14 protein-coding genes and 1 pseudogene are annotated in these 18,985 nt (G+C 31.9%); 8 read left to right on the top strand and 7 right to left on the bottom strand.

All coding sequences use genetic code 11. The features are described from left to right. The first annotated feature begins 286 nt into the window (after window positions 1-286). Window positions 287-1,891 (top strand): phosphoenolpyruvate carboxykinase (ATP), encoded by a 1,605-nt coding sequence (gene pckA, locus IPK06_01060; protein ID MBK7978605.1) that lies wholly within the window; start codon window positions 287-289, stop codon window positions 1,889-1,891. A 62-nt stretch (window positions 1,892-1,953) separates the two neighbouring features. Here pckA and IPK06_01055 read toward each other — a convergent pair whose 3' ends face one another. Together IPK06_01055 and IPK06_01050 are read right to left on the bottom strand one after the other, a co-directional pair. Beyond that, window positions 1,954-3,237: a 3-deoxy-D-manno-octulosonic acid transferase gene (locus IPK06_01055; protein ID MBK7978604.1), complete on the bottom strand. Its 1,284-nt coding sequence runs from the start codon at window positions 3,235-3,237 to the stop codon at window positions 1,954-1,956. Beyond that, the gene (locus tag IPK06_01050; GenBank protein MBK7978603.1) at window positions 3,234-4,151 is read right to left on the bottom strand and encodes a glycosyltransferase family 9 protein; all 918 of its coding nucleotides are present in this window, start codon (window positions 4,149-4,151) and stop codon (window positions 3,234-3,236) included. The genes IPK06_01055 and IPK06_01050 overlap by 4 nt, the downstream gene beginning before the upstream one ends. Window positions 4,152-4,382: 231 nt before the next feature. Between IPK06_01050 and IPK06_01045 the strand changes: the two genes are divergently transcribed. Then, entirely contained in the window at window positions 4,383-4,646 is a 264-nt protein-coding gene (locus IPK06_01045; protein MBK7978602.1) for a hypothetical protein, read from the top strand. Window position 4,647: 1 nt separating this feature from the next. Here IPK06_01045 and fbp read toward each other — a convergent pair whose 3' ends face one another. The 3 genes from fbp to IPK06_01030 are packed head-to-tail and all read right to left on the bottom strand — an operon-like array spanning window position 4,648 to window position 9,249. Continuing rightward, window positions 4,648-5,661, bottom strand: a complete 1,014-nt coding sequence (fbp, locus tag IPK06_01040; GenBank protein ID MBK7978601.1) for a class 1 fructose-bisphosphatase — start codon at window positions 5,659-5,661, stop codon at window positions 4,648-4,650. Between the two features lie 58 nt (window positions 5,662-5,719). Then, window positions 5,720-7,504, bottom strand: a complete 1,785-nt coding sequence (locus IPK06_01035) for an ABC transporter ATP-binding protein (protein ID MBK7978600.1) — start codon at window positions 7,502-7,504, stop codon at window positions 5,720-5,722. After that, the gene (locus IPK06_01030; protein MBK7978599.1) at window positions 7,504-9,249 is read right to left on the bottom strand and encodes an ABC transporter ATP-binding protein; all 1,746 of its coding nucleotides are present in this window, start codon (window positions 9,247-9,249) and stop codon (window positions 7,504-7,506) included. Before IPK06_01030 ends, IPK06_01035 begins: the two co-directional genes overlap by 1 nt. Window positions 9,250-9,525: 276 nt before the next feature. On the opposite strand from IPK06_01030, the gene IPK06_01025 reads away from it, so the two are divergent. Next, the gene (locus tag IPK06_01025; GenBank protein MBK7978598.1) at window positions 9,526-10,095 is read left to right on the top strand and encodes a YdeI/OmpD-associated family protein; all 570 of its coding nucleotides are present in this window, start codon (window positions 9,526-9,528) and stop codon (window positions 10,093-10,095) included. Between the two features lie 4 nt (window positions 10,096-10,099). Here the strand turns inward: IPK06_01025 and serS are convergent, their stop codons facing one another. Together serS and IPK06_01015 are read right to left on the bottom strand one after the other, a co-directional pair. Beyond that, the gene (serS, locus tag IPK06_01020; protein MBK7978597.1) at window positions 10,100-11,377 is read right to left on the bottom strand and encodes a serine--tRNA ligase; all 1,278 of its coding nucleotides are present in this window, start codon (window positions 11,375-11,377) and stop codon (window positions 10,100-10,102) included. Window positions 11,378-11,489: 112 nt separating this feature from the next. Then, entirely contained in the window at window positions 11,490-13,946 is a 2,457-nt protein-coding gene (locus tag IPK06_01015; GenBank protein MBK7978596.1) for a leucine--tRNA ligase, read from the bottom strand. Between the two features lie 138 nt (window positions 13,947-14,084). Between IPK06_01015 and lysA the strand changes: the two genes are divergently transcribed. The 5 genes and pseudogenes from lysA to IPK06_00990 all read left to right on the top strand — a co-directional run bounded on the left by lysA (window position 14,085) and on the right by IPK06_00990 (window position 18,974). Beyond that, window positions 14,085-15,341 carry a diaminopimelate decarboxylase gene (gene lysA / locus IPK06_01010; protein MBK7978595.1) on the top strand — a complete coding sequence of 419 codons (1,257 nt, stop codon included), beginning with the start codon at window positions 14,085-14,087 and terminating at the stop codon, window positions 15,339-15,341. Window positions 15,342-15,600: 259 nt separating this feature from the next. Further along, window positions 15,601-17,628 carry a S9 family peptidase gene (locus IPK06_01005; GenBank protein MBK7978594.1) on the top strand — a complete coding sequence of 676 codons (2,028 nt, stop codon included), beginning with the start codon at window positions 15,601-15,603 and terminating at the stop codon, window positions 17,626-17,628. An 89-nt stretch (window positions 17,629-17,717) separates the two neighbouring features. After that, a complete protein-coding gene (locus tag IPK06_01000; protein ID MBK7978593.1) occupies window positions 17,718-18,059 on the top strand; it encodes a DUF1232 domain-containing protein in 342 nt (113 codons plus the stop codon). Window positions 18,060-18,181: 122 nt separating this feature from the next. After that, window positions 18,182-18,386 (top strand): annotated as a pseudogene (locus IPK06_00995) (GxxExxY protein). Window positions 18,387-18,443: 57 nt separating this feature from the next. Then, entirely contained in the window at window positions 18,444-18,974 is a 531-nt protein-coding gene (locus IPK06_00990; protein MBK7978592.1) for an NUDIX hydrolase, read from the top strand. The last annotated feature ends 11 nt before the right edge of the window (window positions 18,975-18,985 follow it).

Genomic DNA, 18,985 nt, shown 5'->3' with positions numbered 1-18,985 from the left:
ACAATTTAACACTATTATTTAAATAATAAACATAATAAGGTGATGAAAGTTTAATTAGATGTGACAAAAAACACAATGCTATATTCCATATTATGATTATGTAATAATATGCAAAAATAAACGAACTATTTTTGATATGAGTCAATAATGTCTTTTTTTTCATTGCTAAAAATTATAAATCTTAATAATTTTACACTCGAAAATAATTTATAATCGTCAAAGGTTTTTTTAATTCCCCATTATTGAAAACCTACCATTTCTAATATAATACCTAAGGAGAATTTAAATGAATGGAATAGATTTAAATAAGTACGGCATAAAGAATACGAAGAGTTTATTTTACAATTTGACATTTGATCAACTTTACGAACATGAAACGAATCTAAAATTAGAAGGTTTTGAAAAAGCTTACTTAACCGAACTTGGAGCTGTAAATGTTATGACAGGAGTTTTTACAGGTCGTTCACCAAAAGATAAATACATCGTTAAAGATGATGTAACAAAAGAAACAGTTTGGTGGACATCGGACAAAGCAAAAAATGATAATAAACCAATAACCACAGAAGTTTGGAATGATTTAAAGAAAACTGTTACAGACCAACTTTCCGGAAAAGATCTATATGTTGTTGACGCATTTTGCGGCGCTAATGAAGATTCAAGATTAAAGGTTCGATTTATTATGGAAGTTGCTTGGCAGGCTCATTTTGTAACTAATATGTTTATTAGACCAACAGCAGAAGAATTAAAAAATTTCGGCGAGCCTGATTTTATTATTATGAATGGTTCAAAGACTTCAAATCCTAAATGGCAGGAACATAAAATGAATTCTGAAGTTTTTACCGTTTTTAATTTGACCGAAAAAATGCAGGTTATAGGCGGAACTTGGTACGGCGGCGAAATGAAGAAAGGTATGTTTGCAATGATGAATTATTATCTGCCTTTGAAAGGTATGTCATCTATGCATTGCTCAGCAAATAAAGGCAAAGACGGTGATGTTGCAATATTCTTCGGACTTTCAGGTACCGGTAAAACAACACTTTCAACTGATCCTAAAAGAGAATTAATTGGCGATGATGAGCACGGCTGGGATGACGACGGCGTTTTTAATTTTGAGGGTGGATGCTACGCAAAAACTATTAACTTGGATATTGAATCTGAACCGGATATTTATGCTGCAATTAAAAGAGACGCTTTGTTGGAAAATGTAACTGTTGATGCTAACGGTAAAATTGATTTTAACGATGGTTCAATTACAAACAATACTCGTGTTTCTTATCCAATTTATCATATCCACAATATTGTTAAGCCGGTTTCTAAAGCTGGACACGCGACAAAAGTAATTTTCTTAACTGCAGATGCTTATGGAGTAATGCCTCCTGTTTCTAAGTTAACTCCAGAACAGACCAAGTATCATTTTTTATCTGGATTTACCGCAAAATTAGCTGGAACTGAAAGAGGAGTAACTTCTCCACAGCCAACATTTTCTGCGTGTTTCGGAAAAGCGTTTTTAAGTCTGCACCCAACAAAATACGGTGAAGAGCTGGTAAAGAAAATGGAAAAACACGGATCAGACGCGTATTTGGTTAATACGGGATGGAACGGAAGCGGAAAAAGAATTTCTATAAAAGATACAAGAGCAATTATTGACGCTATTTTGGATGGATCTATTGAAAAATCCGAAACTAAAGTAATCCCAATATTTAATTTAGAGGTTCCTACTTCGCTGCATGATGTTAACCCAAAAATTTTAGATCCAAGAGATACTTATTCAGATCCCGCAGAATGGGAAAAGAAAGCAAGAGAATTGGCTTCTTTATTCATTAAAAATTTTGAACAATACACAGATAATGAAGAAGGTAAAAGTTTAGTTGCTGCTGGTCCGCAATTATAATATTTTAACGCAGTGAATGAAATTTTTCGTTCACTGCTTTTTTATAATAAGTTTTTAAATCTTTATCTGATTTTATTTACTTTTATTAATTCGTAAATAATTTTTTCCGTTGCACCAATATTACTTTCTACATATTTATGCGAAATGGCGCCCAATTGTTTTCTTTTTTCATCGTTTTGTAATAAATCTCTCAATACTTTATAAGCTTGAATTTTATCGGTAATTTCTATTCCACATCCTAATTCCAACATTTTTCTTGCTTCTTGACTATTCTTATTTTTTGGACCGAATATAACCGGGATACCATAGACCGCAGGTTCCAATACATTATGAATTCCCTGCTTAAAGCTTCCGCCAACGTAGGCAATATCCGCATATTTATAAAGTGTCAGCAAAACTCCAATTGAATCGACTAAAATTATTGGTTCATCTTTGTAGTTATTTTTGTACGAAAATCTGATCGTTGGAATTCCTCTAAATGTAAACTCTAATGCTTCAAGGCGCTGTACAGAAGGCTCGTGAGGAACTACAATTGTTACAATGTTTTTATCATATTTTAATAATTTTAGAATTGCGGGAAAAATCACCTCTTCGTCTGATTCCCAAGAGCTTCCAAGAACAACAACTTTTTTACCATCAAAAATATTCGCTTTAAATAAATCTTTAGTTTTTGCGTCTATACTTTTTTGATAAACACGATCAAATCTTGTATCGCCAACAACTGCCAACTTTTCATTAGGAATATCAAACTCGGCAAAATTTTGCTTATCCTTTTCACTTATTGTAAGAATCTTTAAAAAATCTTGAAATAAAACAATATGAAATTGTTTAGAAATTGGAAGCTTTCTTTTGGAATTTTTGCTCATTGTTGCATCAACAATAAAAGTAGCCACTTTGTACTTACTTAATACCCAAATAAAATTAGGCCAAAAATCATACCTCATAAAAAGTACTGCCGAAGGTTTTACCAACCCGACAAATCTCTTTGCATTATGGAACGAATCTAATGGGATATATGAAATAATATCGGCGTGCGGATATTTTAATGAGTTATTGTATCCAGAGGGTGAAAAAAACGTAACTAAAATATTTACTTGTGAAGCGCTTTTAATTTTTTCAATTATTGGTTTTGCTTGCTCAAACTCTCCCATTGAAGATGAATGAATCCATATAATTTTTTTGTTTCTATCAATTTCTGTTAAATCAATTATCAGTTTTTCAAAAAGACGCTTTCTGCCTTTAATTCCTTCACGGATTTTTTTATTAAAAATACTTAAAAAGTATAACGTAACTTTTAAAAGAGGAAGAATTAAAATATTGTAAAAATAAAACCAAAAAGTTTTCATATCGCTTTTATAAATTCCATTGTTTTGTTAAACACAAACTGAGGAGTTATATCAAGCACGCACTTAAAATGTTTCTGCGGACATTCCCCCAAACCAAAATGACTGCACGGTCTGCAAGATAACGAATTATTTTCCAAAACTAAACTTTTTCCTTTATAAGGCAAAAATCCGAATTCTTTAACTGTTGAGCCGAAAATTGCAATTACCGGAACATTTACCGCTAAGGCCAAATGCATTAATCCCGAATCATTGCAAATTACAGCTTTACATTTTTTCATTTCTTCGGCTGTTTTAAATAATTTATTATCATTTGATAAATTTTGCGAATTTGCAATCTGTGATGAGATTTTGGCGCAAATTTCCTTATCATCTTTTCCGCCAAAAATTAAAATATTTTTACCTTCGGAGGAGAGCATCTTTCCCAATTCAACAAAATAATTTTCATCCCACATTTTTGTTTTATGCCTTGAACCGGGACAAAATCCAATATTGTTTTCCAAAATTGTTTTTTGTTCGTTAGATCCGGTAAAAATTTCCAAACCACTTTCATCTAATTTAAATTCTGGAATTGAATTTGCGTATCTAACCGGGATTGGAATTATTTCTTTCAGCAGATTCCATTTGAATTTGACTAAAAGAAATTTTTTGACAGAAGGTTTTTTAAATTTGAAAATTCTATGGGCTAAATTTTTAGAAATACTTCTGCTGCGGAAATTATTCTGAAGATCAATTACCAAATCATAATTTTGAGAAGGCAAATTAGCAATTTTGTTTTTTGATTTTTCTGTCTTTGTTTCTTTAGAGATTAATTCAAACGAGTTCTCTTTTTTGTTAAATGTAATTATTGAATTCAAATACGGATTAAACAGCACCGTATCTTTAAATTCTTCTCTAACTAAAAAATCAATTTTCAAATGAGGAAATTTGTTTTTTAAAGTTCTAATTAGCGGCGAGGTTAGTATAACATCCCCTAAAGAACTTAAACGAATAATTAATATTTTATTGATCTCTGAAAAATTCACGTAAAATAAAATTTGTTGGAAAGAAATTTAAGCAATTACATCAAAGCTTGCTAAACAGATATTGTGATATTATTTAATTATCTATATTTTGCAGTATTATTTTGAAGAAATTAGGAAAATTAAATGTCAACATTACCTCCTCCTAAAGTAAAGCTTTTTCCGGAAGATTCTATGGAAAAAAAAGTATATAGTTTGGTAGATTCACTTGAACAATACATTCCAATAATGAATGATAGAAACCGGTTGTCTTTTGCTTTACTAAATTATTTAAAAGGCCAGGGAGATGAACCTTCAATTACCGTAAGAAATAACAAACTTACGTTAAAAGGAATTAGCAAAGTAAATTTAGCAAAGCTAATTGAAGAAAAATTAACTGCAATAAAATAGCTTATCTTATTTCGGCTTTTAAAAATTCTTCAGCTTTATCTACAGCATCTTTGCTGCCTATGTATATTGGAACCCGCTGATGCAGATCAGTAGGTTGAATTTCTAATATTCTTTTAGTTCCGTCAATTGCTCTGCCGCCGGCTTGTTCAATAATATAAGCCATTGGATTACATTCATACATCAATCTTAATTTACCGTTTGGATTTAAATTATCCGCTGGATAAATAAAAATTCCGCCATATAATAAATTTCTGTGAATATCTGCGACCATTGAGCCAATGTAACGTGCCGAATATGGTTTTCTTCCTCTGTTATCGGCATCTTGAATATACTTAATATATTTTTTTACACCAGGATGCCAATATTTATAATTACCTTCGTTGATACTGTAAATGTTTGCTTTTTCCGGAATTTTAATGTCTTTATGTGATAGCAAAAATTCGCCGAAAGCAGGATCTAAAGTAAAACCATGAACTCCGTCACCAACACTGTAAACAAAAATTGTACTTGAACCGTAAACTATATAACCGGCTGCTACCTGCTTTAATCCCGGTTGTAAACAATCTTCTAAAGTTCCTCCGGAACCATCATTGGGTGTTACTCTTCTGTAAATTGAAAAAATTGTTCCTATGCTAACATTAACGTCTATGTTGGAAGATCCATCTAAAGGATCAAAAAGCAGCACATATTTACCTTTACTGTGATAATCGGGAATATGCAAAATATCTTCTTCTTCTTCAGATGCCATTACGCAAAGATGTCCGCCATGATCCATTGCTTTAAAAAGTGTTTCGTGCGCGAAAATATCCAATTTTTTTACTTTTTCACCGTGTATATTTTGATGACCCGCAAAACCGATTATATCTACAAGTCCGGCTTTATTTACTTCTAACGAAATTACTTTAGCGGCGAGTGAAAGCTCATGAAGCAAATCTGAAAGTTCTCCGGTTGCGCCGGGATGTTTTTTTTCTCCTTCATAAATATGTCTTGTTAAGGTCATAAAATTAATTGCCATAACTTCTCCTAAATAATGAATAAGATACTGCTCGAATACTCAATTTATCAATTTATTATTATACTTTAATCTCCTGTTCCTTATATTGAAGCTGATACAACTTATAATATATTCCTTTTTGAGAAAGCAAATTTTGGTGAGTTCCCATTTCTCTAATTTCACCTTTATGCATAACAATGATCTTATCTGCTTTTTGAATAGTTGAAAGGCGATGCGCAATTACAATTGACGTTCTGCCGACTAATAAGTTTTGAATCGCATTTTTAATTAAAATTTCAGTTTCCGTATCGATGCTTGAGGTAGCTTCATCTAAAATTAAAATTTGCGGATCATATGCTAAAGCGCGCGCAAAAGAGATAAGCTGTTTTTGTCCAACACTAAGTGATGAACCTTTTTCTTTTACTTCCTGATTATATTTTTGCGGAAGTCTTTCAATAAATTTATCCGCGCCTACAATTTTTGCAGCTTCCCGAATTTTTTTATCAGAAATTTCATCGGAGTTCAATCCAATATTTGATTTAATATTGCCCGAAAAAAGATAAACGTCTTGAAGTACTACTGATATTTTTCTTCTCAATTCATGTTTGCTAAGTTCTTTAATATTAATACCGTCAATTAATATTTCACCTTTTTCAATATCATAAAACCTTGTAAGCAAACTTATAATGCTCGTCTTACCCGCGCCGGTAGCACCAACAATCGCAACAGTTTCACCGGGTTTTATTTTAAATGAAACATTTTTTAAAACATACTCGTCAGCGTTATATGCAAAAGTTACATTTTTAAACTCTACATCACCTTTGAATTCATTAAATGATTTTGGATTTTCAGGGTTTACAATAATTGTTTTATCATCCAGCACTTCAAATATTCTTTCGGAAGCCGCCATTGCCGTTTGCATAATATTGTATTTTTCGGAAAGATCGCGGATTGGTCGGAAGAACATTTCAGTATACTGAAGAAACGCGAATAAAATTCCAATTGTCATTGTATTTTGAATTACACTTCCTCCGCCGTACCAAATTATTAATGCAATTGAAATTGAACTAAGTATTTCAACCGTTGGAAAGAAAACTGCATAATAGTAAATAGATTTAATAATAGCTTCTTTATAATCTGTATTTATTTTAAGAAATTTTTTAAATTCTTGCCTTTCTTTGTTAAACACCTGAACTATATTCATTCCGGTAATGTGTTCCTGCATGTAGGAATTCAATCTCGATAATTGTTTTCTTTCTTTTCGGTATGCTTCTCTAACTTTTTTACGGAAAAGAAAAGTCGCGTAAAATAAAATCGGCAATACAGATAAGGTAATTAATGCTAATTCCCATGACATAAAAAACATAAATCCGAAAATCCAAATAATTGTAAACACATCACTAAATACGGTAATTATTCCGGATGAAAATAATTCATTCAATGCTTCAACGTCATTTGTAACTCTTGTAACAATTTTACCGATAGGAGTTTTGTCAAAATACTTTAATGATAATTTTTGTATATGTTCGAATAATTTAATACGCAGATCATAAATGATTTTTTGCCCCATCAATTGTGTGTAATAAGTCAATGAATATTGAATTGCGGCTTGAAGTATTAATGCTCCGAACAAAATTAAAATTATTATTAAAAGTCCGTGATAATCTTTATGTACAATAGAATCATCAATTGCGATTTTTGTAAGATAAGGTCTAACGGGTCCAAGTCCCGCGACAAGAATATTTAATAGTATTCCCGCGACAATATACTTTTTATATGGTTTTGCGTACGCCAGCAAACGTTTCATTAATTTTGAATCGTAAGCTTTACCTTTTATTTCATCTGCTTCTTCTTCTTTAGCCATTATACAATTTCTTTCAATTCTTCTTCGAGTAACTGTTTGTTATTTAGATCCGCATAAATTCCATTAAAATTAACTAATTCATCGTGTGTACCTTGTTCAATTATTTCACCATTTTCTAAAACAATAATTTTATCGGCATTTTTAACCGTTGAAATTCTATGACTAATAATTAAACTTGTCCTTCCCTTCATATAATATTTCAGTCTTCTTAATATTTCTTCTTCAGTATTTGTATCAATTGCAGAGAATGAATCGTCAAGTATTAGAATTTTGGGATTTATTGCTAAAGCTCTTGCCAGACTGGTTCTTTGCTTTTGTCCGCCTGATAAAGTAATTCCTCTCTCTCCAAGTATTGTTTCATATCCATTCGAAAAAGTTTCTATATCCTTAGATAATTGGGCAATTTCAGAAATTTCATCGATAAAGGATTTATCGGGATTTTCAATTCCATACGCAATGTTATTGAACAATGTATCGGAAAATAAAAACGTTTCTTGAGGAACGAGTCCAATGCTTTTTCTCAAAATATTTCGAGACATGTTTTTAATATTAATGCCGTCAATTAATATTTCACCTTCCGATACATCGTATAATCTTGGAATTAAATTTATAAGACTTGTTTTACCGCTTCCGGTATGCCCAATAATTGCAAGTGAGCTACCAACCGGAATTTTTAAGTTAATATTTTTCAAAACTTCCGGAAACCTTTCGCCATATTTAAAATTTACATCTTTAAATTCTATCTCACCTTCTAAACCGGAAAATTCACTTTGATTAACAGGATCCTTCAGATCATCTACTTCACCGAAAATTTTTAACAATCTCTTCATACTCGCGGCTGCCTGCTGAATTAAATTTGTTACCCAGCCGAATGCAATTACCGGCCAAATCAGTAAACTTAAGTAAGCAACAAATGCAACAATTTCTCCTAAAGTCAGCTTTTCTTCAATAACCATTGTTCCGCCAAGCCAAATAACAATTATAATTGAGATGCCAGATATTAGGAATAAAATAGGCATAAAGAATGCTTGAATTTTCACTTGATCCATGTTTCTATTTAAATATTCGCCGCTTAAATTTGTGAATTGATTAAGCTCATCTTTTTCCCTAACGTAAGATTTTACTACTCTTATTCCCGAAAAACTTTCCTGCGCTTTGGCAGTAAGCTCGCTGAATTTTTCTTGTATCCTTGTAAATTTAGTATGTATTTTTTTACTCAATTTATATACAAAGAATGAGAGAATTGGCAGCGGGATCAATGCGTAAATTGTAAGCCATGTGTTTAAGTTCAGCATCAGAATTAAAACAATAATTAATTTTGAAGCATTATCTAAAGTGTACATTACGGCCGGACCGATATACATTCTTACCGCACTTATATCGTTAGTGGCGTGCGCCATAATGTTTCCCGTAGAATTGTTTTGGAAAAATTTTGTGGGAAGCGTTTGAATATGTGACCAAAAATCGCTGCGCAGATCATATTCAATTTTTCTAGAAACTATTATAATTGTTGTGCGAATTAAAAATCTGAATATACCACCGAAGATTGCAGTCGCTACAATTAAAAGAGAATATTTTAAAATCAAACCATGACTAATATTTTTTTGAAGCGCGTCAATGCTATCTTTAAGCAAAATGGGAATATATACTTGCGCGGCATTTGAGCAAAGTATAAATATCAAACCAAGAATGAGTGTGAATTTATATTTGAAAAAGTATTTATTAAGTGTAAAAAGTGATTTCATAAAGAGCTTTCATAACTTTAAAAATTACAAACTCAAATTTATCATAAAAAATAATGAGACGTTTGGTAAATTTTTAATTGATTGATATTATATTCTTTCAAAAATTTTTAATTATTCAAAAATTTCCCTTTTTTGAAATACTTAAATACTTCTAAAATTAAATTCAGAAAAGATTAATAAAACAAAATTTCCAAATTATTTTAAAATGAATTATTGATAAAATCAATTATATTTATTTGGAATGATTTCAATTGATTTTGAAAATAAATGAAAAAACTGGAAATTAAATATTTTCCTTCAACATCTGATTTAAGAAATTGGTTTGAACAAAATCATGAAAAGGAAAAAGAGCTATTGCTTGGTTTTTACAAATTACACACAAAAAAGCCAAGCGTAACTTGGTCGGAATCCGTAGACGCGGCAATTTGTTTCGGCTGGATTGACGGAATAAGAAAATCCATAAATGAAGAAAGTTATTATATCAGATTTACTCCTAGAAATCCTAAAAGTAATTGGAGTGCCGTAAATATTGAGAAATTTGAAAAACTTACCAAAGCAGGATTAATGCATCAAAAAGGAATTGAAGCATTTAACAAGAAAATAGCTGAAAGATCCAAAATTTATTCTTATGAAAGAAAAAATGTAAAGCTTTCTGAAAATTTGGAAGATGAAATTAAAAAGAATAAAAAGGCATGGAAATATTTCAACGATCTTCCGACATCAATAAAACAAATTTCATCGCATTGGATAATGAGCGCCAAAAAAGAGGAAACTAAAAAAAGTCGATTGAAAATTTTAATAGAATCTTCAGAACAAAATTTGAGAATACCGGGATTAAGAAGATGAAAAATTATCCTATTAAATTAAATCCGGTATACTTTTGCAATACTTTAGGAACAATTACTTTGCCTTCCGGAGTTTGATTGTTTTCCAATATGGATACCATAAGTCTGCTCGTCGCCAATCCGCTGCCGTTTAATGTATGTACGAACTCTATTTTTTTATCGTCTTTTTTTCTGAATTTAATATTTGCTCTTCGTGCCTGAAATGATTCAAAATTGCTGCATGATGAAGCTTCCAACCATTTGTTTTCCGCGGGAGACCATGTTTCAATGTCGTAACATTTTGCCGCGGAAAAACTTAAGTCACCGCTGCATAACATTAAAATTCTGTAAGGAACCTTTAGCTCCTGTAAAATATCTTGAGCATCTGAAACCAATTTTTCCAATTCATTATAAGAGCCTTCGGGATTAACAATTTTCACCATTTCAACTTTGTTGAATTGATGCACTCTTAAAAATCCTTTCGATTCTTTACCGTAACTGCCGGCTTCTCTTCTAAAGCAAGCGGAATAAGCCACATAATTAACAGGCAATTGATCTTCGTTCAAAATTTCATCTCTATGCAAGTTTGTTACTGGCACTTCAGCTGTTGGTATCATGTACAAATCATCGCGTTCAGCATAATACATATCTTCCTGCATTTTGGGCAATTGTCCGGTTCCATACATTGAATCGGAATTTACCATAAACGGCGGAAATATTTCTTTATAGCCATGATTTTCAATATGATAATCCAGCATGAAATTAATTAACGCTCTTTCTAAAGTCGCGCCTTTACCCACGTAAACCGGAAAACCGGAGCCTGAAATTTTTGCACCGCGTTCAAAATCCAATATGCCAAGTTTCATTCCCAATTCTAAATGATTCAAGGGTTTTTCTACGGGAGATTTTTCAAATCCTTCCGGAAGCCACTGTCTTACTTCAACATTATCTTCGGCGCTTTTACCAATTGGAACGGACAAATGAGGCAAGTTCGGTAATCTTTTCATTTTATCTTGAAGATTCTCATTTATTTCTTTCAACTCATCATCTAATATTTTAATTTCTTCTCCGACCTGTTTCATCTCAGCCATAATCGCGTCTGCATTTTGACCGTTTTTTTTAAGTTTGCCGATTTCCTGCGAAGCTGAATTTCGCTTTGCTTTAAGTTCTTCTACCAATTGCAGTTTTTCTCTGCGGGATGAATCGAGACCAATTATTTCGTCTATGCCGTTTTTAACATTTTTACTTTCTAAACCTTTATTTACAAACTCTGGATTTTCTCTAATTAATTTTATGTCTAACATATTTCCTTCTTATTTTTAAAATAGAACAATGATTTAATTATTTTCTCGGTTATATCGCTAAGTTTATAATTATCAATTGTAACCATCAAAATAAATCAGCATGCTATTGTATTTATTTTACAACAATGTTATAAATTTTATTTTTTATGTAAATCTCTTTAACTACTGTTTTACCATCTGTATGGACTTTAACATTTTCATCCGCAAAAGCTGTTTCTTTTACTTTAGATTCTTCAGTATCAACAGGCAGATTTAGTTTTGCTCTAATCTTTCCATTAACTTGAACAACCACAGTAACTTCATCAACAACCAATGCATCTTTATCAACAGAATATTGCTGTTTGGTTTGATAAATAGAATTATCATTTCCTAGCAGTTTCCAGCATTCTTCACCTAAATGCGGAGCGATTGGCGCTAATAGATAAGCAAATCTTTCCAAGGCAAAAGCGGCAATATCTTTTCTGCAATTCGGCAATGATTTAGACAATTCATTTAACAATTCCATTAAATAAGCTATTACAACGTTAAATCGAAAATTCTCTAACTCGCCGTCATATTTATCTAAAGTTTGATTAACTTTTCTGTAAACATCTTTTTCCGTATCGGATAATTCACTCATCAAATAAAGATCTTTTGGCGGATTTTCTTTCAACACATTTTCATTATTCTGGAAAAGCGTATAAGATCTTTGAACAAAACGATCAACACCAACAATACCTTTGTCGCTCCAATCTCCTCCTAAATCATAAGGACCCATGAACATCAAATACATTCTGAATACATCGGAGCCGTATTCACTCGTAAAAATTCCGGGATCAACAACATTCCCTTTTGATTTAGACATTTTTGCGCCTTGATTTGTAATAGTACCTTGATGAATCAATCGTTGAAAAGGTTCATCACTATTGATTAATTTCAATTCTCTAAGGAACTTATGAATAAATCTGGCGTAAAGTAAATGCATTGTCGCGTGTTCTGCACCGCCGACATATGTATCAACCGGAGTCCATTTATCTGCTAAATTATTATCAAATATTTTATCGCTTATTTTAGGATTTAAGTAGCGTAAATAATACCATGATGAATCTACAAACGTATCCATTGTATCAACTTCCCTTTTAGCCGGTTTGCCGCATTTTGGACAAGCAGTATTCACAAACTCTAAATTTCCGGCAAGCGGAGAACCGCCGTCATGTTTAAATTCTACTTTATAAGGAAGTTCGACAGGAAGATTTTCAAAAGGTACGGGAACTTCTCCGCAGCTTTCACAATGTATAATCGGAATCGGTGTTCCCCAATATCTCTGTCGGGAAATTAACCAATCTCTTAATCTATAATTAACTTTAGCTTTACCTAAATTATTTTCAACAAGCCAATCGATCATTTTTTTCTTTGCTTCGGCAACATTTAATCCGTTAAGAAATTCACTATTTATTGCCGGACCATCTTCGGTAAATGCTTTTCCTTCAAAACCTTCTTTTGGCTGAACTGTTCTGATAATCGGCAAATCAAACTTTTCGGCAAATTCCCAATCTCGCTCATCTTGACCCGGAACAGCCATTATTGCGCCGGTTCCATACGTCATCAAAACATAATCCGCAATCCAAATTGGAATTTTTTTATTATTTGCGGGATTTACCGCATATGAACCTGTAAATGCTCCCGTTTTTTCTTTTACCGTTGAGGTTCTGTCAATCTCTGATAAATTCTTAACTTTTTCCTGATAATCAATAACTTCCTGCTTTTGCGGTAAAGTTGTAATTTTATTGACTAAAGGATGTTCCGGAGAAAGAACCATATAAGTCGCGCCGAATAAAGTATCCGGTCTTGTTGTAAACACAATAAATTCTTCATCATATTTATCAACTTTAAATTTTATTTCAGCGCCAATACTTTTTCCGATCCAATTTCGCTGCATAATTTTAGTTTTTTCAGGCCAATCTATTTTATTCAAGCCATCCAAAAGTTCGTCGGCATAATTTGTAATTTTAAAAAACCACTGAGTTAAATTTTTCTGTTCAACATTAGTTCCGCAGCGTTCACAAGTTCCATCGTTTTGCACTTGTTCATTAGCCAAAACAGTTTGGCAGGATGGACACCAATTCACGGGAGCTTTTTTTCTATAAGCTAAACCATTTTCATATAGTTTTAGAAAAAGCCATTGATTCCATTTATAGTATTCAGGAACACAAGTCATTAACTCAGCATCCCAATCATACATACAGCCCATAGTTTTCAACTGTTCTCTAATATCACTTATATTTTGAAGTGTGGAATCCTGAGGATGAACACCTGTTTTGATTGCATAATTTTCGGCAGGCAAACCAAAAGCGTCATAACCCATTGGTTCAAAAACATTAAATCCTCTTAACTTTTTAAATCTTGCCCAAGAGTCCGTTGGAGCATAATTATACCAATGTCCAATATGAGTTTTAGAACCGGAAGGATAAATAAACATTACAAGTGTATATAATTTTTTTTCAAGATCGGAAAGATCTGTTTTAAATATTTTATTATCTTCCCAGAATTTCTGCCAATTTTTTTCAATTTCTCGATGTGGATATTTCATTTTATTCAACAATAATTTTTAAAAGAAATAGAAAGCTATTAAAAAGCGAAAGGTTTATCAAGATAAGCGGGTAAATTGCTTATATTTGTGTTCAATTTTTGAGTTATTTTGTAATTATTTATAAAAACGGAATATTTAATGAAATATTTTGAATCGGGAATCTTTACCTACAAAAACAATAAATTATTTTGCGAAAATGTTAATCTGGATGAAATTGGAAAGAAATTTGGAACTCCGACATTTGTTTACAGCAAAAAATTTTTTACCGAAAGTTATTTTTCATTTAAAAATGCGTTCAAAGAACTTAATAATAAAATTTTCTACGCTTGCAAAGCCAACTATAACATCAGCGTTATAAAATTATTTAATCAACTTGGAGCCGGAATTGATGTAAATTCCGCCGGGGAATTTTACAGAGCTTCAGCCGCAGGAGTTTCCGCAAAAAATATGATAATGTCCGGCGTTGGAAAAACAGACGAAGAGATAATACTCGCGTTGGAAAACGATATATTACTTATTAAAGCTGAATCAATGCAGGAAATATTCAGAATAAATGAAATTGCGAAAAGTTTAAATAAAACCGCGCCTTTAGCAATAAGAGTAAATCCGAATGTTGATCCCGAAACACATCCATATATTTCCACAGGCTTAGCAGAAAATAAATTCGGCATTGATGAAACCTTAGCCATAGAAATTTTTAAGGAAGCAAATAGTCTCTCAAATATAAAATTACATGGAATCGATATGCACATCGGTTCTCAAATTTCAACTATTCAGCCATATGCCGACGCAGTTTCAAAATTAACAAAATTGGTTAGCTCGCTAAAAGAAATAGGCATTCAACTTAAGCATATTGATATTGGCGGCGGATATGGTGTTAAGTACAATGATGAAAAATTATTTTCAATTGCAGATTTGGCAAAAGCAATTGTCCCTTTATTAAAACAAACAGATTGTGAAATATTTTTTGAACCTGGAAGAGCATTGACCGCAAACGGCGGCGTTCTTGTATCAAAAGTTCTTTATACAAAAACAAATTTGGAAAAAAACTTTATTGTTGTTGATGCCGCAATGACAGATCTGCTGCGGCCAAGTATTTATAAAGCTTATCATCATATTCAGCCAATCGAAATAAAACAAAACGAAGATATTTTAGCAGATGTTGTTGGTCCCGTTTGTGAAAGCGGAGATTTTTTGGCTAAAAATAGAAATATATCTAAATGCGAAAAAAATGATCTTGTCGCTGTAATGTCAGCCGGAGCTTATGGAATGGTAATGTCTTCCAACTATAATGCCAGAAGACGGGCTGCGGAAATTTTAGTCGATGACGATAAATTTTATGCAATTAGAACAAGAGAAACATTTGAGCAATTAATTCAAAATGAAATTTTGTAATAAAATAATTTTATTGCCGAAATGATTTTTAAATAATCAATCATTAATTCAAAAATATTGTCAATTTCAGATCAGCTTTAGAATATTATATTATTACAAATTTAATATGATTCTTAATATCAGCTTCAATTAGAAAAATGAGAAATTATTCAAATTTTCGAAACTCTTCATTTGTTAAATTCTTAATACAATTTTGATCATATTTTTTCATTTTGCTTTTGTAAATTAGTGTTATTGTAAAAAAAAATATGAGAAAAAAATGCGAAACTTATTACTCTTAACAATTTCCCTTCTTTATTTTAATAATATTTTTTCACAGGAAAAACACGCTTTATCCGTTGAAGATTTATGGAATATGAAAAGAATAGATTCGTTTACAATTTCCGAAGACGGCAAGAAAATTATATTTGATGTAACTTCATACAGTATGGATGAAAATAAAGGCAAATCAAATCTTTGGATAGTAAATACGGACGGAAAGGATTTAAAAGAATTTTTAAATACTGAAAATGGAGTTTCATCACCGCAAATAATCGGCGAAAAAGTATTCTTTAACATTGGCGATCAAATATATTCACAAAGCATTAAAGATACGGCAAAAACAAAAGTTACCGATTTTTATTCGGGCGTGAGCGGAGTAAAATTTTCACCTTCAAAAAATAAAATTATCTTTGCTTCCAAAGTTTATGCCGATTGTAAAAACCAAACTTGCAATAAAGCTAAAGATGTTGAAAATGCTAAAAGCAAAGTTAAAGCCGAAATATTTACCGAATTAATGTACAGACATTGGAATGAATGGCGCGGACCCAAATACAGCCATTTGTTTCTTCATAATATCGGCGAAGAAAATTATATCGATTTAAATCAAGGATTAAAATTTGATGTTCCGCCAATTGCATTGGGAAGCGCAAACGATTATTCTTTTTCACCCGACGGAAAAGAAATCGCGTTTACAATGAATGAAAGTAATTTCCTCGCGACAAGCACAAATAACGACATCTTCACGTTAAATTTAAGTGACGTTAAAGACGGTGAAACAACTCCTTATAAAAAAATTTCCGTCAGTTTGGGAAATGACAATCAGCCGATTTATTCACCAGATGGAAAATATATAGCGTATTGCTCAATGTCGCGAGCCGGTTTTGAAGGCGATAAGCAAAGAATAATGCTGTATAATAGAAATCTTAAGATAGAAACTGATTTGACTACGTCGATAGATTTATCGGCTGCTGAAATTATTTGGTCACAAGATTCAAAGTATATTTATTTTACCGCGGCAAATACTATTTATACTTCAATTTACAAAATTGATGTTTCTTCTAAAGAATTGTTTACAATTACAGAAAAAGTTGATGCGTCTTCAATTACACTTTCTCCAAGCGGAGATAAAATATTTTTTAAAAATCAAAGATCAAATTTACCTTTTGAAATTTTTTCAATTGAAACTAACGGTAAAAATTTGAAACAAATAACAAATATAAACGCGGAACTTCTTTCAAAAATTGAAATGATACCAATCGAAACATTTTGGGCTCAAGGAGCTGAAGGCGCAAAAGTTCAATCAATTTTGGTCAAACCGCCGTTTTTTAATCCTAACAAAAAATATCCGCTGATATTTTTAATTCACGGAGGACCGCAGGGACATTGGACAGACGATTTCCATTATCGATGGAATACGCAAATGTTCGCGGCTAAAGGTTATGTTGTTGTTGCGACAAATCCAAGAGGAAGTTACGGTTACGGACAGAAATTTACTGATGATATTTCTAAAGATTGGGGCGGAAAAGTTTATACCGATTTAATGAATTCTTTGGATTTTGCTTTGAACAATTTTGATTTTATAGATTCGCAAAATATTTTTGCGGCAGGAGCTTCATACGGCGGTTACATGATAAACTGGATTGAAGGACACAATAACAGATTTAACGCGTTGGTTTGTCATGCAGGTGTTTTCAATTTGGAAAGTATGTACGGAGCAACGGAAGAACTATGGTTCGCCGAATGGGAAAACGGCGGAACACCTTGGGAAAGCAGAGAGTTGTATAAAAAATGGTCGCCGCATAATTTTGTACAAAACTTTAAAACTCCAATGCTCGTTATTCATGGTGAAAATGATTTTAGAGTTCCAATTGGACAAGCGATGGAATTGTTTACTTCATTGCAAAGAGTAGGTGTTAAAAGCAAATTCTTATATTTCCCTGATGAATATCACTTTGTTACAAAGCCGCAAAATGCCAAATTATGGTGGAACACAGTATTCGATTGGTTTGATGAAAATAAAAAGTAAATTATAATTTTGATTTATCACAATTGGAAATTATTATGGAAGAAAATAAAAATAATTCGAATTTTAATGAAATTGACGAACTAGATTATATGGAAAATGCTCTGCATGATCTAAAATCTAATTTCGAAGATCACGAATCCTTTTCAAAAGGTACAGATTACATTGAAGAAAATTTGTGGGAAAAAGTTGAAAGAGTTGGTAAAAAGATTTCATTCACAAAAGATATAAAAGCTTTATTTAAATATTTCAGAGATAAAGATGTTCCGTGGTACAGAAAAACCATTATTGTCGGCGCGTTGATTTATTTTATTCTTCCAATAGATACAATTCCGGATTTTTCTCCTTTTATTGGCTACTTGGACGATTTGGGAGTTATTACCGCAGTTTTAAAATATCTCGGTAAAGAAATTATTCCTTATTATGAAAAATAATTCACAACAAAGTTGTAGAATGAAATAGATAAAATAATTATGATATTAATGTTTGTGATATAATAGTTCATTCTGAATTAGGTCCCGGACTTTTGGAATCAATTTATAAAATTTGTTTGAATATGAATTGTTGATTTTAGGTTACATAGAATTGATTTGTTAATAAATAATTTGGTTGTCGCGGAATTGAAATCTGTCGAAATTATTTTACCAATACATAAAGCACAATTATTAACATATTTAGAATTAACTAAAAAACATTTAGAATTACTAATTAATTTTAACGTAGCAAAATTAAAAGATGGAATCACAAGATTTGCTCTATAATCTTCGCGGAACTTTCTGTTCTCTGTGGTGAAATCTTCTTTTATCGAATGGAACTTTATGAACTTTAAAGTAAAAAAATCCGAAACCGTTTTTAAAGGAATTGTATTTGATATTAAAGTCGATCAAATTGAATATAACTCCGGTAACTTAGGAATTAGAGAAGTTATTGTGCACAACGGCGGAGCGGTTGTTGTTCCGGTTTTAGAAAATGGAAAAATAATTTTAGTTAAACAATACCGCTACCCGTTTAATGAATGGATGTATGAACTGCCCGCCGGAAAATTAGAAAAAGGTGAAGATCCTTTTGTTTGCGCGACTCGCGAGTTAACCGAAGAAACCGGTTATACTACAAATGCTATAACTCCGCTTGGAAAAATTTATACTTCTCCCGGATTTTGCAATGAAATACTTTACATTTACTTAGCTCAAAACTTAAAATCCGGTGAGCATAATAGAGAAGAAGGCGAACAGGGAATGGAAATTTATGAATTTACGTTAAGTGAAATTAATGATATGATCACTTCCGGAAAAATTGTGGACGCAAAAACAATAAGCGGAATACACTATTTTCAAAACATGAAAAAATAGTTTAACATGTT

It is taken from the genome of Ignavibacteriota bacterium, from assembly GCA_016713565.1.
Classification (GTDB): domain Bacteria; phylum Bacteroidota; class Ignavibacteria; order Ignavibacteriales; family Melioribacteraceae.
Note: the sequence above shows the minus strand (reverse complement) of the source record. Positions and strands in the feature narration are given on the sequence as shown.